Annotated in this window: 15 protein-coding genes; 7 read left to right on the forward strand and 8 right to left on the reverse strand. The window is 73.1% G+C overall.

Annotation, left to right across the window (positions count from 1 at the left end):
- Nucleotides 1–9: 9 nt before the first annotated feature.
- Together NYO98_RS19380 and NYO98_RS19385 are read right to left on the reverse strand one after the other, a co-directional pair.
- Entirely contained in the window at nucleotides 10–309 is a 300-nt protein-coding gene (locus NYO98_RS19380) for a WXG100 family type VII secretion target (RefSeq protein WP_268113453.1), read from the reverse strand.
- A complete protein-coding gene (locus tag NYO98_RS19385; protein ID WP_268113455.1) occupies nucleotides 306–626 on the reverse strand; it encodes a WXG100 family type VII secretion target in 321 nt (106 codons plus the stop codon). The genes NYO98_RS19380 and NYO98_RS19385 overlap by 4 nt, the downstream gene beginning before the upstream one ends.
- Before the next feature lie 127 nt (nucleotides 627–753).
- On the opposite strand from NYO98_RS19385, the gene NYO98_RS19390 reads away from it, so the two are divergent.
- From NYO98_RS19390 to NYO98_RS19405, 4 genes are read left to right on the forward strand one after another with little or no spacing between them, the layout of a single operon-like run.
- Complete coding sequence (locus NYO98_RS19390) at nucleotides 754–1,077, forward strand: hypothetical protein (protein ID WP_268113456.1); 324 nt, start codon at nucleotides 754–756, stop codon at nucleotides 1,075–1,077.
- 1 nt (nucleotide 1,078) lies between these two features.
- A complete protein-coding gene (locus tag NYO98_RS19395) occupies nucleotides 1,079–2,686 on the forward strand; it encodes a putative T7SS-secreted protein (protein WP_268113457.1) in 1,608 nt (535 codons plus the stop codon).
- A 5-nt stretch (nucleotides 2,687–2,691) separates the two neighbouring features.
- On the forward strand, nucleotides 2,692–3,048 hold the full coding sequence (locus NYO98_RS19400; RefSeq protein WP_268113458.1) for a hypothetical protein: 357 nt from the start codon (nucleotides 2,692–2,694) through the stop codon (nucleotides 3,046–3,048).
- Nucleotides 3,045–3,902 (forward strand): hypothetical protein, encoded by an 858-nt coding sequence (locus NYO98_RS19405; RefSeq protein ID WP_268113459.1) that lies wholly within the window; start codon nucleotides 3,045–3,047, stop codon nucleotides 3,900–3,902. The genes NYO98_RS19400 and NYO98_RS19405 overlap by 4 nt, the downstream gene beginning before the upstream one ends.
- Before the next feature lie 36 nt (nucleotides 3,903–3,938).
- Here the strand turns inward: NYO98_RS19405 and NYO98_RS19410 are convergent, their stop codons facing one another.
- A complete protein-coding gene (locus NYO98_RS19410) occupies nucleotides 3,939–6,551 on the reverse strand; it encodes an amidohydrolase family protein (RefSeq protein ID WP_268113460.1) in 2,613 nt (870 codons plus the stop codon).
- 197 nt (nucleotides 6,552–6,748) lie between these two features.
- Here NYO98_RS19410 and NYO98_RS19415 point away from each other — a divergent pair, with 197 nt between their 5' ends.
- On the forward strand, nucleotides 6,749–7,273 hold the full coding sequence (locus NYO98_RS19415; protein WP_268113461.1) for a class F sortase: 525 nt from the start codon (nucleotides 6,749–6,751) through the stop codon (nucleotides 7,271–7,273).
- Here NYO98_RS19415 and NYO98_RS19420 read toward each other — a convergent pair.
- The 5 genes from NYO98_RS19420 to NYO98_RS19440 form a co-directional block, all read right to left on the reverse strand.
- Entirely contained in the window at nucleotides 7,245–8,012 is a 768-nt protein-coding gene (locus NYO98_RS19420; RefSeq protein ID WP_268113462.1) for an IclR family transcriptional regulator, read from the reverse strand. The two genes, NYO98_RS19415 and NYO98_RS19420, sit on opposite strands and share 29 nt — an antisense overlap.
- Nucleotides 8,013–8,037: 25 nt before the next feature.
- The gene (locus NYO98_RS19425; RefSeq protein WP_268113463.1) at nucleotides 8,038–9,141 is read right to left on the reverse strand and encodes a vanadium-dependent haloperoxidase; all 1,104 of its coding nucleotides are present in this window, start codon (nucleotides 9,139–9,141) and stop codon (nucleotides 8,038–8,040) included.
- Between the two features lie 235 nt (nucleotides 9,142–9,376).
- Nucleotides 9,377–10,084, reverse strand: coding sequence for a response regulator transcription factor (locus tag NYO98_RS19430; protein WP_268113464.1), 708 nt, complete (start codon nucleotides 10,082–10,084; stop codon nucleotides 9,377–9,379).
- A 71-nt stretch (nucleotides 10,085–10,155) separates the two neighbouring features.
- The gene (locus tag NYO98_RS19435) at nucleotides 10,156–10,872 is read right to left on the reverse strand and encodes a hypothetical protein (protein ID WP_268113465.1); all 717 of its coding nucleotides are present in this window, start codon (nucleotides 10,870–10,872) and stop codon (nucleotides 10,156–10,158) included.
- Between the two features lie 84 nt (nucleotides 10,873–10,956).
- Complete coding sequence (locus NYO98_RS19440; RefSeq protein ID WP_268113466.1) at nucleotides 10,957–11,409, reverse strand: hypothetical protein; 453 nt, start codon at nucleotides 11,407–11,409, stop codon at nucleotides 10,957–10,959.
- A gap of 181 nt (nucleotides 11,410–11,590) precedes the next feature.
- Here NYO98_RS19440 and hutH point away from each other — a divergent pair, with 181 nt between their 5' ends.
- Nucleotides 11,591–13,129 (forward strand): histidine ammonia-lyase, encoded by a 1,539-nt coding sequence (gene hutH, locus NYO98_RS19445; protein WP_268113467.1) that lies wholly within the window; start codon nucleotides 11,591–11,593, stop codon nucleotides 13,127–13,129.
- Nucleotides 13,126–14,835, forward strand: a complete 1,710-nt coding sequence (gene hutU / locus NYO98_RS19450; protein WP_268113468.1) for a urocanate hydratase — start codon at nucleotides 13,126–13,128, stop codon at nucleotides 14,833–14,835. Before hutH ends, hutU begins: the two co-directional genes overlap by 4 nt.
- Nucleotides 14,836–14,841: the final 6 nt, after the last annotated feature.

Consider the following 14,841-nt stretch of genomic DNA (forward strand, 5'->3'; position numbering starts at 1 on the left):
GGTGGGCGATCAGTTCACGATCGCGACGTTCTCGACCTCGATCTCGCGGGCGTCCTCCCGGTAGGTGGCGAGGGCGGACCGCACCCGGTCGAGGGCCTCGGTCAGTCGCTGGACGCCGTCGCGGAGCCGCTGCTGGTGCTCGAGGTGGGCCGCGTGCGACTCGCTCGACTCGTCCCACCCCGGGGTGAGCGTGTCGACCTGGGCGAGGAGCTCGTCGATCCGGGTGGTGATCGCCGTGGTGGCGTCGCTCATGGCGGTCTCCAGCGTCGACAGGGAGCCCTGGTGGACGATCAGCCCGCGGGCGCTCATCGGGCGCCCCCGCCGAGGCGGTCGGCCAGCTGTCCGGCCCGCTCGGCCTGGGCGACGTCGTTGGTCGCGTGCTCCTGAGCGAGGTACATCAGGTTCTGCGAGTAGCCCTCGAGGACCGGCCCGAGGGTGATCGCCACCTCGAACCAGGCGTTGATCGCCTCGCCGAACCCGGCGGCCGCCTGGCCGCTGAAGCCCTTGCCGGCCTCGGTCTCGATGGTGGCGCCGAGGTCCTGCAGCGTCTTCTGCACCGGCTCCACGGCGTCGGCCACGGCCTGGGCCGCCGCCTGCATCTCGGCATAGACAAGTCCGACGGCCACGTGCCGCCCCCTCTCCTCGTGTCACGGGTGGTCGCCATCCTCCTACCCGCGCGTCCCCGTCTTCACACCCGCACACCGTGCTCGAGAATGCGGTTTGAGGAAGACCGACACGGGGAATCGAGGAGCCATGCCGTCCTACGACTACGAGGTCGACCTCGAGAGCATGGGCAAGGCCGCCCAGGGCCTCAACGACACCCTGCAGCTCTTCAAGGACAAGGACGTCGAGGACCTCGTGCCCACCAAGGGCGACGTCGGCAACGACGTGGTCTGGGACGCCCTCGACGAGTTCAAGGGCCGCTGGGAGGAGGGCGTCAACAACCTCTGCCAGGACGTCGAGGAGATGGCCGGGCGGCTGGGCAAGATCGCCATGAACTACTACGAGACCGACAAGGCCGGCCACGACGCCCTCTCGGCGCTCAAGGGCACCATCGCCGCGGTCAAGGTGCTCTGACGTGCCGGACTTCGAGATCGAGGGCAACCCGGGCAACATCCGTTCGAAGGCGCTCACGATGGAGCAGAAGGGGCAGCTCTTCTACGACACCGGCGACGCGCTGTCCAAGATCGACGTCTCCGGGTGGACCGGGCGTGCGGCCGACGAGTTCCGGGAGGCGCACGACCTCGAGCCCGAGCGCTGGTACAAGTCCGGCAACGGGTTCAGGAAGGCCGCGGCCGGCCTGACGACGTACGCCGGCGAGCTGGAGAACGCACAGTCGCGGGCCGAGTGGGCGCGCACCGAGTACGAGCGCGGCCAGCAGGAGTCACAGGACGCGCGCACACGGTACGACTCCTACATGGGCCGCATGCGCACCTACTGGGCCGACGGCGGCACCGAGCAGGCCGAGCCGTTCGTCGACTCGGGCAGCCCGATCCAGCAGGCAGCGCTGGAAGAGCTCGCGTCCGCCCGCGCCGACCTCGACGAGGCGGCGGCCACCTGCGCCGGCCAGGTCAGGGCCGGGTGCGCCGATGCGCCGGAGGAGCCCACCTGGCTCGAGTCCGGCCTCACGTTCGTCGGCGGCATCCTCGAGGGCGCGGGTGAGGCCGTGTGGGACCTGCTGACGATGATGCCGTTCAGCCCGGTCAACCTCGTGATGGACGCCTACAAGCTCGCCACGGGCGACCTCACGCCCGAGGAGCTGGCGAAGAAGTACGAGCTCTCCGTGGAGAACGCGTGGGAGATCGCCAAGGGCATCTACACCGGGCTGTCCACCGACCCCATCGGCTTCGGCAAGGAGCTCGGCAAGAGCCTCCTCGACTGGGACACGTGGGCCGACGACCCGGCCCGCGCGATCGGCCACCTCGTGCCCGACGCCGTGGTGGCCGTCGCCACCGCCGGCACGGGCGCGCTCGCCACCCGCGGCGCCAAGGGCACGATGGACATCATCGACGGCCTGTCCGACCTGCGGCACCTCGACGACCTGGGCGACCTCCGGCACCTCGACGACCTGGGCGACCTGCGTCGGCTCGACGCCATGCCCGACGACCTGCGCACCCTCGTCGACAAGCCGGTCGGCGACCTCACCCCGAGCGAGATCGAGCGCCTGACGGAGGCGCGCAACGCGATCAGGATCGAGCCCGGCACCCCGCTGCAGCGCGTGATCTCCGACAACGTCTACGACGACTACCTCCGCGGCTCGTCGACCACCAACCCGCGGTTCAGCCCCGACCAGTCCTTCGGCTTCACCGCCCGAGCCGAGGACGTCGCCCACCTGCGCACGCCGCGCGAGATGTTCGACGACCTCGGCCTGGGCTACAAGGACACCGAGTTCAGCCCCGACCAGGACGAGATCAAGGTGCTCCGCTACAGCGCGGAGGGTCCCGACGACTTCAACATCCCGCGCCACTCCGACCTCGGCGGCGACGGCACCTGGGACAAGGGGGCGCTCGACCCGACCGACCCGTTCACGGGCAACGGCTACACCTCCGGGGGCATCCCCGAGTTCCGCAACGTCTCACCGTCGGACATCAACATCGGTGACCAGATCTGGAGCTACGACAAGTTCGGCAACCAGCAGCTCGTGGCCGAGTACGGCCCGGACGGCTGGCTGGCAGTGCCACGATGACGGGCGTGACCAAGGAGCCGGGACGCTACGCCGTGATCGACGGCGTCGAGGTGCGGGTGGCGGCGGCCGCCCAGGACTACGTGCTGGTCGACGGCCCCGACGGTCGGGTGCGCCACGAGATCGACGACCTCGACGACCTGCTCTCGGTGAAGGTGCATGCGCGGTGGAAGGGCGCCGACATCGCCATCGGGGGCGTGACGGGCGGCGGCGCCCGCTTCTACACGTGGGACCAGGACCTCGCCGAGCGCGAGGGCCTCGTCGGCGACGTCCGCGACGGCTGGGGCGGGATCGCCCCGCTGTCGGAGCTGACCGACGTGACTGAGAGTGTGTCGTCCATCCACCCGAGGAGGCGCGAGACGTGAGTGTCCTGGAGAAGCTGCTCGTCCCGGAGGTGTCGCGCCGCATCGTCCAGCAGGGCCACGACGAGCTGACCGGTGCGGTCTACCGCCCCGACGACCTGATCGGCCTCACCCCGGTCGAACGGGTCCGGGCGCTGGGCCTCAACGGGCAGGACGGTCCGTTCGGCGAGGCGCCCGACCACGTCGACGTGGTCCGGTTCGGCACCAACCCCCTCATGGACCTCCGGATCCCGACCAACGCCCCGGGCCACGCGGACGTGCCGTGGCCGACGTACCCGACCGGCTTCCTCCGCAACGCCGCCCCCGTCTGGATCCTGACGATGACCCGCATGCCTGTCGGTGCGCGCTTCATCCGGGTCGACCTCGACGGCACGGAGCGGGAGCTGTCGCGCTACCACGGGGCCGCGCGCGGGTGGGAGCGCGCCCACGGCTACGTCCCCCCGCTCCACCTCGTCGGGCCGCGCGCGAAGCACGGCACCCTCGACCTGCCGTGCTCCTACACCGCCGACCAGCAGTCGGTGGAGATGGTCTGGGTCGGGGACGAGCAGGTTCCGCAGGGCTTCGAGCAGACGCGGCCGAGGGTGCACGCGCGCGTCGTCCCGGTCACCGAGTGCGAGGTCTTCGACATCGCCCTCGTGGCGCGCTGGCGCGAGCAGCGCGTACGGATCCTGCAGCAGGCCGGCGACGAGGTCCTCGTCGTGCTCACCCCCGACTCCGCGGCCCGGGCCGAGGAGCTGGGCGCGGTCGAGATCGAGCCCGGCGTCTACCAGGCCACGGCTCCGGTGGCCGAGCTCACCGACCGCGAGGGCGTCCGCTCCGACCCGGTGCCGACCCGGGGCCGGGCGACCCCCGGGTGAGGACGTCCCCCGCCCGCGGCGCCGGCGGTCGGCCGCTCAGCCGGGGCGCACGCCCGTCACCGTGCCGCCTCGCGAGAGCTCGACCGTCATGACGACGCGCGTCCTCCCGGGCTCCCTCGCGCAGTAGGTCAGCTCCCGGCCCAGCCGCTGCCACGGCTGCCCGACCCGTCGCATGAGCGCACGGACGCCGATCCCGGCATCGGCGGCGCGGGTGAACCGCCGCTGCGACATCCGCAGGCCGGGGTTGCGGCACGAGTCGGGGGCCAGGCCCCACGCGCGCTCCCAGGTCTGGAGGTAGGCCTCCGCGCCGCGGGCCAGGTCCGCCGCGAGTGCCGGCCCGTCGGCCCCCGCCACGTGCTCGGCGTCCTCCACCCAGTCGGCGTACAGGCCGTAGTGCGCGACGCCGTCGGTGTTCACGTCGTACACCCGCTCGCCGCTGCGCTGCCGGTCGACCCGCACGCCACCGAGCCCGGTGAAGGGGTACGTCACCGGATCGGCCGGGTCGGCGCCGCGCGGGTCGCCCTGCGCGCCGAAGCCGTTCATGTCGGAGCCGAAGCCGAAGCCGAAGTAGTAGCGGGGGTCGGTCCAGCCGAGGTGCCGGCGCCACTTCTCGACGAAGCCGGTCGAGTCGCCGGCGTAGGGCGCGACGAAGCCGCCGAGGCGGTAGATCCGCGGGTAGGCGTCCGGCGTGGACCACGAGTGGGAGGACACGACGCCGACCGGACGTCCGGCTGCCTGCTGCCGCTCGAGGTAGTCCAGCGCAGCGTTGCGGCCGGCGACGCTCATGTGGTCGGGGTCGAAGAGGATCCGCTGGTCGATCATCGCCGACAGCAGCCGCTCGCCGAGCGGGCTGAGCCCGAGCTGGTTGCAGTGCGGCCCGGCCGGGTAGACCGGGGCCGGCTGCACGCCGAGGTCGCCGAACAGCTTCCAGATGGCGCCGAAGATCGCGTCCTGGTCGGGGGTGGGCTGCTGGCCGCCGCCGGCGCCGTCGAGGTCGCCGAGGTTGGGCGACTGGAGCCGGTCCTCGGTGCCTGCGGGGTAGGTGGTCGGGCACCGCTGCATCCGCAGGAACGACCCGGTGCTGAGGAAGTTCGCGCTGTTGGTCAGGGTGCCGGTGGTCCCGGCGTCGCCGGCCACGCCGGTGAAGGCGTTGTCGAACTTGTTGGTCAGCTCCATCTGGCTGACGCCGAGCCGCTTCATCTCGGCGAGCTCGGCGAGCATCTGCTCCTCGGTGCAGGTGGGCCGGCCGAGCTGGACGTTGCACCCCAGCGGCACGGACGTCTCCATGCCCATCACCACGGCGAGCTTGCCCTGGTTGATCACCCGCCGTGCCTGGAAGGGGTTGGTGACGATGCGGTACCAGCCGCGGCCGGGGCCGCCGTACTGCGCGTCGATGTAGTCCTGCATCGCCCGCATCCCCTTGGCCTGGAGGCGCACCGAGTCGCGGTCGTCGCACGAGTTCTTCTTGAGCGGGTAGATCGAGCAGAGGACGTGGTTCTCGGTCAGCAGGCTGGTGTGGATCCGCAGGCCGGCGCGCCAGCTGCGCTCGAGCCAGCGGTAGTAGACCTGCTGGTGGGTGAGCGAGTGCGGGTTGGGCCAGTAGGAGAACGTCGGCCAGCCGACGGGGTCGTGGCCGGTGCCGGGCGTCCTGTCGGCGAGCACGTCCTCCAGCGCCGCACCGCGGCCGCCGGCGACCTGGTGGTCGGGGCAGTCGACGAGCGCGGCCGGGGCGCCGTACCGGTGGAACGGCGGGCTGCAGATGACGCGGCCGCCGAGGAACTCGTGGGTCTGGCCGTGGACGTGCGGGTCGACCCAGCCGCGGACCTCCTGGAAGGACGTGACACCGCCGAACGGGCGGCCCGACACGTTGGTCGCGACCTCGGGGAACGCCGCGCACCCCGTCGTACGGCGCAGCGCGAAGGCCTCGGGCGTGCCGGTGCCCAGGCCACCGCCCGTCCGCCGCAGCCCGCGGCCGTCGGCGAGGGTGAAGGTGAACCGGCCGGTGCCGGTCTTCGTGGCGGTCCAGTCCGCGAGCGGCGAGGGCTCGGCGGCGTCGGTCGCGCCGTCGGTCCCCGCCGCGGCGACGAAGGCGCGCTCCGGCGTGTAGAGGAGGTAGGTGCCCAGCCCCGTCGCCCGGAAGGTGAGCGGCCGGCCCGCCACCCGGTAGCAGCCGCCGGCCATGGCGTACACGCTCTCGGGGACCGCGCGGCGCTTGCTCCGCAGGGGTACGCCGACCAGGCGGGGCTCGCGCTGCGTGCGCTGGGCGGCGACCCGCGCGAGGCTGGCCGCGCGCTGCTCCGGCGTGGTGCGGTCCGGTGCCGCGGCCGCCTCGCCGCTGCGGCTCACGGCGTTCTTGGTCGTCGGGTCGTCGTGGACGTGGCCGTGACCGTCGTCGACGGCCGCCACGTCGGTCGCCGTCCGGGACGAGGTGCCGGCGGAGGTGCCGGTGGAGGTGGCGCCGGGGTGGGTGTGCGGGCGTCGTTCGGCGCGCGCCTCGGCACGCTCGCGGGCCTGCGCGTCGTAGGTCGACGGCAGGTCGGCCGGCCCGGGCCCCGACGGCGCGGCGGCGACGAACCCGCCCACCACCAGCCCTGCCGCGGTGAGGAGGGAGAGGGCGGTGCGCTGCACGTGACGGGGTGTCGGCTCCACGAGTGCTCCTTGTCGTCGTCCTCGCTCAACGAGTGCGGTGCGGGCCGGGTCACGCGCGACCCGGCCGGCCCTCCTCGAAGGCTCCCCGCACGTTGGCCCAAGACCGCCTCACGTGCACCCGCACGGGCGTAGCCTCCGAGCGCCGGGCGACGGGGTCCGGCCGGGTGGGCCGACGGAGGGGTCGAGCGATGTGGGGCATGCGCAGGTTGCTGGTGGTGGTGCTGGTCGCGGCGGCGGTGCTCGCGGGCGCGCCTGCCGGTGCGGGTCCGGTGACGCGCGGGGCGGAGCGCCCCGCGGCGGTCGGCCGGCTGTCGATCCCGGCGATCGGGGTCGACGCCGGGATCATCCCGGTCGGCGTGACGCGGGCCGGCCACCTCGCGATCGGACGCAGCGTCCGCGACGTCTACCGCTGGCGGTCGGGCGTGCTGCCCGGCCAGGAGGGGAGCGCCGTCCTCGCCGGGCACACCTGGTCGAAGGGGCACGGGGTGTTCGACGACCTCGGCAGGCTGCGCCCCGGCAACGTCGTCGTCGTGGGCCGCAACCGCTTCGAGGTCACCCGCGTCCGCCGGGTGACCGGGATGTCGCGGTCGGCCGTCGCCGGGCTGTTCAGCGACCGGGGCGCCCCGCGCCTGGTCCTCATCACGTGCGGTGACCGCAACGACCTGACGGGTGTCTACCGCACCCGGATCATCGTCAACGCCCGGTTGCTGCCCTCCCGCTGACCCGCCGGGTCAGCCGGGCGGCCGTCTGCCTCACGGCCGTGGCGATCGCGTCGACGTCGTCGCCGGCGTCGCTGGGGAAGGTCACCGCGACCCCGGCCACCGGGTGGGCGTTGTGGTCGAGCACGGCCGCTGCCACGCTCTGCAGCCCCGGCGTCACCTCGCCGTCCTCGGTCGCGTGGCCGCGCTGCCGTGTCGCGGACAGCACCGCGCGCAGGGCGCTCAGCGACGACGGACCGTTGCCGTGACGGTCGACGAACGCGTCGCGGTCGGGGTAGAGCGCCCGCACCTGGCTGGCCGGCAGGGCGGCGAGGACCGCCCGGCCGGACGCGGTCAGGTGGGCGGGCAGGCGGACGCCGACGTCGGTGACCAGCGGCGGGCGCCCCGGTGCCCGCTCCTCGATCACGTAGAGCACGTCGCGCCCGTGGAGCACGGCGAGGTGGGCGCCGTGGCCGGTCCGGTCGACGAGCTCGGCGAGCGGCCGGCGGGCGAGGCGGGCCAGCGGCTCCTGCCGGGTGAAGCCGCTGCCGACCTCGAACGCGGCCACCCCGAGCCCGTAGCGGTGCTCGTCGGGCAGGTGCACGACGAAGCCCTCGTCGATCATCGTGTTGAGCAGGTGGTACGCCGTGCTGCGCGGCAGGTCGCACGCCCGGACGATCCGGTCGAGCGGGACCGGGTCGGCCTGCGTGGCCAGGAACCGCAGCACACGCAGGGTGCGCGTCGCTGCAGGGACCTGGCTCACGAGCCGATCGTGGCACGTCCGGGGATCAGTCCAGCCTCTTCATCACCATCCGCGCCGTCTGGTGTCCGATCGAGTAGCCGTCACTCATCGCGTCGCGGAAGTGCAGGCCGCCCCAGATGCGCGAGTTGAGCGCATCGAACTCGAGGGCGGTCAGCGTGGGATAGGTGCGCACCGCGCCGGTCAGCGACAACGACCGCAGCTCGAGCTGGGTGTCCTCGCCGAGGATGGTCCTGATCACCTCGACCGCAGATCCGGTCAGGCACCCGTGCCCGGTGACGTAGTCGGAGTAGGGGGGCGTCGGCAGGTACGACGTCCAGCCGGACTCGGGCTGCGTGTCCGGGTTGCCGTCATCGCCAGCCCCGGCGACGGCCTGGAACGGTCGCCAGAACCCGACGTCCCGCTTGAGCTGCCAGCAGCGGATCACCGAGTCGGCCATGGCTCCGTGCAGGGCCGCGAACAACCGTGCGGTCTGCTCCAGGCTCCTGGGGTTGCTCTCGAGGTTCCGGATGAGCGCGTCGCCCTGCATGATCGCGGGGTTGGTGTTGAAGAAGACAGCGGTGTCCGCCTGCGCCTGGCTGCGGGTCGCCGACGTCGTGGACCCGAGCAGCTTCACCTCGTTGTAGTCCGTCGTGTAGTCCGCGCTGGTGAGCCGGTCGGGACCGTCGACCCGGACCGGGTGCGTGATGACCAGCGGTCGCACGGACCCCAGCCACGCGCCGAGCATGTCCGTCGCCGGGGGGACCGGCTGCCACACGCCGACGTCCGGCGGCAGGGTGTAGTGGATCGTGGTGTCGCCGTAGCCATCACCGGACCGGCTCGCGATCATCCGTGCTGCGGCCCGCTCACCGGCGCGCGCGCCCCGGTCCTCGGCAGCCCCGTCGGGCACGCCGGCGAGGGTGGTGGCGAGCTGGGCGTCAAGGGCGGCGACAGCACCGGGGTTGTAGTGGAGCAGCACGTCGTGCGCTGCTGTCGCGACAGCAGCGGTCTCGGAGCTGGCTCCCCACCTGAGGGAGGTCGTGACAGCGTCGTCGATGGCCAACGAGGTGAAGCCGAGGACCGGGATGCCCGTCGGGATCGGCGTTGCCGGATAGACAGTGGCGATCGCGGTGCGTTGCCAGTCGAGCACCACCTGGGCACCCTCGGTGGAGGCGGGCGGGTCGTGGTGGGGATGCCGGTGCTTGACACCTGGACCCGTCGGAGGCGGCGGGTGAGCTGGCAAGGGTCGAGGTCGCGAGCAGGGCCGCGGCGACCAGGGCGGCGCGCGAACGGAGTTCTTCATGGCGGACCTTTCGGCTGGGGGTGTGTCCCCAGCGTCGGAGAGTCCACGCGGCCACCGGTATTCGCATCCCGGCGAATGTTCGTCCTCAGTTGAGCCGGGACAGCCGCTCGCGCAGGTCGATGTCGGGGAGGTCGCGACCCTGGAGGCGGGCCACGGCGGCGACCCGGTTCGTCACACCGAGCTTGCGGTAGGTGTTCTCGAGGTGCTTGCGCACCGTCGAGGGCGCGACGAAGAGCGCCTCGGCGATCTCCGCGTTGGACCGCCCAGCCGCCACGTGGCTCAGGACGCGGCGCTCCTGCGTCGTGAGCGACGTGGGCAGCTGGGGGGTGAGCCGCTCCCGGGACAGGCGGGCGAGCAGCGGTGCCAGCATCTGGAGCACGGCGACGTCGCGGTCGTCGAACGGGCTGCTCCACCGCTCGAGGGCGATCTGCACCACGCCGTCCGCGCCGTTGCGGAAGCCGATGCACAGGCCGTCCTGCATCCCCGGGGAGTCGCCGAGGCGCGAGCGGGTGGCGAGCGGGTGGGCGCTCCAGTGGGTGATCCCGAGGTAGTGCGGCCCACGGGCCGGCCGCGGACGGCCGCGGGCGACGCCGGGCATCCCGACCAGGCGGATCCCGTCCGTGACCGTGCAGGTGCTGTCCTGGTAGACCGCGCCGACCTCGTCCGCGGGGATCAGCACGGACAGCAGCTCCAGCACGTGCCGTGTCGGGAGCGGGGACCCCGGGCACGGCTCGGTGGCCAGCAGGTCCCGGAGGGCCCACTGCTCGCGGTCCGTGAGGTCGAGGCGTGGCATGACTGGTCCCGACTCCCGACTCTAGGGGCCGGGACGGGGTCAGTCAGGGTGGTCCAGACGACCCGCCCGGGTCACGTCCGGTCGGTGTCGCTGCCCGAGCCCTTGGTGAACCAACCACCGCCGCTGTCGGTCTGCTCGATCGGCTTGCCGGGCATCTCGTTCGCGCCCGGGGTGCGGCGCGGGAGCAGCGGGGCCCGGCCGTCCGGGGTGCTCTCCGGGGTGCTCGCCCGGGTGGCCGTGTCGTCCGCCGGCTGCTCGGGCGTCGGCTCGACGGCGGCCGGCTGCTCGGGCGTCGGCTCGGCGGCGGCCGGCTGCTCGCTGGGGACGGGCTCGGTCGCGGGCTGCTCGCTGGCGACGGCCTCGGTGGCCGGCTGCTGGGTGGTCGGCTGCTCGGCGTTCACCTCCGACGGCGGGGTCGGGGTCTGGTCGACGGTGCCCGGGACCTGGGGTGCGTAGTCGTCGGCCTTGTGGTCGACGCGCGGGTCGATCCGGTCGGCCGCGCGGACCTGACCCTCGTGGGTGGCCTCGACCTGCTGGGCCGCGAGCCGGGCCTCGTGTGCCTCCGCCTCGGCCTTCGCGGCTGCGGCGCGGGCCTGCTCGGCCTCGGCCTCGGCGGCCGCTGCGCGCTCCTGGGCCGGGGCGATCGTGGACTGGGCCCGCGTCGCGGCCTCGGCGCGGAGCTGGTCGGCGCGGGCGACGTTGGCCTCGTGGTTCTTCTTCCGGACGAGGAACGCCGCGAGAGCGATCACGACGACGATGATGACGAGGACGATGATGAGCGTGGTCACGGGCTTCCTCTTTCACGGGACAGGGACGGCCAGTCTTCCAGCACCGGCCGTCCCTGTCCCGCGTTGCGCCGCGAGGCGCGCTGATCAGGTGCGGCGCGTGTCGTCGGTCCCGTCCGTGCGTCGCGGGTCGTCGGCGTCGAGCACCGTGTCGGGGTCGTGCGTCGCGGTGGCGCGCCCGTCGGTCGTCGTACCGGGGGCATAGTCGTCGGACGCAGTGTCCACCCGCGGGTCGACCTGGTCGGCTGTGCGCAGCCGGTCCTCGTGCACCGCCTGCTGCTGGGTGGCGGCCACCTGGGCCTCCTGGGCACGGGCCTGGGCGCGCTCGGCCTCGAGACGCGCACGCTCCGCCTCCGCCTCGGCCTCCTTGGCGCGCACCTGCGTCTCCGGGATGTCCCGCGCGTGCTCGTGGGCCTCGGTCCGCAGCTGCTCCGCGTGCTCGAGCTGCTTCTTCTTCCGCTGCTGGGCGACCAGCCAGGCGACGACTGCCGCCACGACCAGCACCACGACCAGGACGATGATCCATGCCGTCGCGTCCATCGTGGACCTCCTTGGTTCTCGGCTTGCTCGGACGATCCGATCGGACCGCGTTCGCTCCACCGTGCCACGCGGCGGTCGTTTCGGTGTCCTCCGTACGGGTGAGCCCGACTGTCTCGGATGTGAGACTGCTGCGCCGGCTCGGCTCTGGCGGACGGGCACCGGCGGCGAGTTCCATGGAGCCATGCAGAGCATCACCGTCGGGGTCGGCCCCGTCTCCTTCGAGGACGTCGTCCGCGTCGCCCGCGACGGCGCACCCGTCTCCCTGGCCGACGACGCGCTGGCGGCCATCGACCGCGCCCGCGCCGTCGTCGACGCGCTCGCGGCCGGGGAGACGCCGACGTACGGCGTCAGCACCGGCTTCGGGGCGCTCGCCACCCGGCACATCCCCACCGAGATGCGTGCCCAGCTGCAGCGTTCCCTCGTGCGCTCCCACGCGGCCGGGTCCGGACCCGAGGTCGAGCGCGAGGTCGTGCGGGCGCTCATGCTGCTGAGGCTCTCCACCCTCGCGACCGGCCGCACCGGCGTACGACGCGAGACCGCGCAGCTCATGGCCGACCTGCTGACCCACGGCATCACGCCGGTGGTGCGGGAGTACGGCTCCCTCGGCTGCTCGGGCGACCTCGCGCCGCTGTCGCACTGTGCACTGGCGCTGATGGGCGAGGGCGAGGTCCGCGACGCGGACGGCACGCTCATGCCAGCAGCGGACGCGCTGGCCGCCGCCGGCCTGGAGCCCGTCGAGCTGGCCGCCAAGGAGGGCCTCGCCCTCATCAACGGCACCGACGGGATGTTGGGCATGCTCGTCCTGGCGATCACCGACCTGCGGATGCTGCTCCGCACCGCCGACGTCGCCGCGGCGATGAGCGTCGAGGCGCAGCTCGGCACCGACCGGGTCTTCGCCGCCGAGCTCCAGGACATCCGCCCCCACCCCGGCCAGGCCCTGTCGGCGGCCAACCTCACCGCCCTCATGGCCGGCTCGGCGATCGTGGCCTCGCACCGCACCGGCGACTGCAACCGCGTGCAGGACGCCTACTCGCTGCGCTGCTCGCCGCAGGTCCACGGCGCGGCGCGCGACACCGTCGAGCACGCCGCGACCGTCGCCGGCCGCGAGCTCGCCAGTGCGATCGACAACCCCGTCGTGGTCGGCGACCGCGTCGAGTCCAACGGCAACTTCCACGGCGCCCCGGTCGGCTACGTGCTCGACTTCCTCGCGATCGTCGCCGCCGACGTCGCCTCGATCAGCGAGCGACGTACGGACCGGTTCCTCGACCGGGCGCGCAGCCACGGGCTGCCGCCGTTCCTGGCCAGCGACCCCGGGGTCGACAGCGGCCACATGATCGCTCAATACACCCAGGCCTCGATCGTCTCCGAGCTCAAGCGCCTCGCGGTCCCGGCGTCGGTGGACTCGATCCCCTCCAGCGCGATGCAGGAGGACCACGTGTCGATGGGCTGGAACGCCGCCCGCAAGCTCCGCCGGTCCGTCGACGGCCTGTCGCGGGTGATCGCGGTCGAGGTGCTGACCGCGGCCCGCGCCCTCGACCTGCGCGACCCCCTCACCCCGTCGCCGGCGACCGGTGCGGTCGTCGACCTGCTGCGCAGCAACGGCATCGCGGGCCCGGGCCCCGACCGCCACCTCTCGCCCGAGATCGAGGCCGCTGTCGACCTCGTCCAGTCCGGCGCGGTGCTCGCCGCCGCCGCATCCGTGATCGGAGACCTCACGTGAACGCCAGCAACCCCCGCCTGCCCATCCACGCCGCCACCGGCACCGGGCTGACCGCGAAGTCGTGGCAGACCGAGGCGCCGCTGCGGATGCTGATGAACAACCTCGACCCGGACAACGCCGAGCGCCCCGAGGACCTCGTGGTCTACGGCGGCACCGGCAAGGCCGCGCGCAGCTGGGAGGCGTACGACGCCCTCGTGCGCACCCTGCGCGACCTCGAGGACGACGAGACGCTGCTCGTGCAGTCGGGCAAGCCCGTCGGGGTGATGCGCACCCACGCGTGGGCCCCGCGCGTGCTGATCGCCAACTCCAACCTGGTGGGCGACTGGGCCAACTGGGAGGAGTTCCGCCGCCTCGAGGACCTGGGCCTGACGATGTACGGCCAGATGACGGCCGGCTCGTGGATCTACATCGGCACCCAGGGGATCCTCCAGGGCACGTTCGAGACGTTCGCCGCGATCGCGGACAAGAGGTTCGGCGGCACCCTCGCCGGGACCATCACGGTGACCGCCGGCCTCGGCGGCATGGGCGGCGCCCAGCCGCTGGCCGTGACGATGAACGACGGCGTGGCGATCTGCGTGGAGTGCGACCAGCACCGCATCGACCGGCGCCTCGAGACGCGCTACCTCGACGTCCAGGCGCGCGACCTCGACCACGCCCTCGAGCTGGCGCTCGAGGCTCGCGCCGAGCGACGCGGCCTGTCCATAGGCCTGCTCGGCAACGCCGCCGAGGTGCTGCCGGAGATCCTGGAGCGCCACCTCGCGCGGCGGGACTCGGGTGACGGCCCGCTCGTCGACATCGTCACCGACCAGACCTCCGCGCACGACCCGCTCTTCTACCTGCCGGCAGGGACGTCCTTCGACGACTGGGAGCGCGAGCGCACCGAGGACCCGCGCGGGTTCACCAAGCGCAGCCAGGAGTCGATGGCGCGCCACGTGCGGGCGATGGTCGAGCTGCAGGACGCGGGGGCCGAGGTCTTCGACTACGGCAACTCCATCCGCGACGAGGCCCGCAAGGGCGGCTACGACCGGGCCTTCGAGTTCCCGGGCTTCGTGCCGGCGTACATCCGGCCGCTCTTCTGCGAGGGCAAGGGCCCGTTCCGCTGGGCCGCGCTGTCCGGCGACCCCGCCGACATCGCCGCGACAGACCGCGCCATCAAGGAGCTCTTCCCGGCCCACGAGAAGCCCGAGTACGCCCGCCTGCACACCTGGCTCGACCTGGCCGCCGAGCGCGTGCAGTTCCAGGGCCTGCCGGCGCGCATCTGCTGGCTGGGCTACGGCGACCGCGCCAAGGCGGGCGCGAGGTTCAACGAGATGGTCGCCAGCGGCGAGCTCTCGGCGCCGATCGTCATCGGCCGCGACCACCTCGACTGCGGCTCCGTCGCCTCCCCCTACCGCGAGACCGAGGCGATGCTCGACGGCTCCGACGCCATCGCCGACTGGGCGATCCTCAACGCGCTGGTGAACACCGCCTCGGGCGCCACCTGGGTCTCCTTCCACCACGGTGGCGGTGTCGGCATCGGGCGATCGCTGCACGCGGGCCAGGTCACGGTCGCCGACGGCACCGACCTCGCCGCCGAGAAGATCCAGCGCGTGCTCACCAACGACCCCGGCATGGGCGTCATCCGCCACGTCGACGCGGGCTACGACCGCGCGATCGAGGTCGCCGAGGAGCGCGGGGTCCGGGTGCCGATGACCGAGACCCGCTGAGCGGCC

Origin of the sequence: Nocardioides pini, from assembly GCF_026712185.1 — a bacterium.
Classification (GTDB): Bacteria; Actinomycetota; Actinomycetes; order Propionibacteriales; family Nocardioidaceae; genus Nocardioides; species Nocardioides pini.

What these genes read in the sequence shown, in the direction of transcription:
- NYO98_RS19380 (WP_268113453.1), bottom strand. Translation starts at nt 309, where the DNA reads ATGAGCGCCCGCGGGCTGATCGTCCACCAGGGCTCCCTGTCGACGCTG.
- NYO98_RS19390 (WP_268113456.1), top strand. Translation starts at nt 754, where the DNA reads ATGCCGTCCTACGACTACGAGGTCGACCTCGAGAGCATGGGCAAGGCC.
- NYO98_RS19415 (WP_268113461.1), top strand. Translation starts at nt 6,749, where the DNA reads ATGCGCAGGTTGCTGGTGGTGGTGCTGGTCGCGGCGGCGGTGCTCGCG.
- NYO98_RS19430 (WP_268113464.1), bottom strand. Translation starts at nt 10,084, where the DNA reads ATGCCACGCCTCGACCTCACGGACCGCGAGCAGTGGGCCCTCCGGGAC.
- NYO98_RS19440 (WP_268113466.1), bottom strand. Translation starts at nt 11,409, where the DNA reads ATGGACGCGACGGCATGGATCATCGTCCTGGTCGTGGTGCTGGTCGTG.
- hutH (WP_268113467.1), top strand. Translation starts at nt 11,591, where the DNA reads ATGCAGAGCATCACCGTCGGGGTCGGCCCCGTCTCCTTCGAGGACGTC.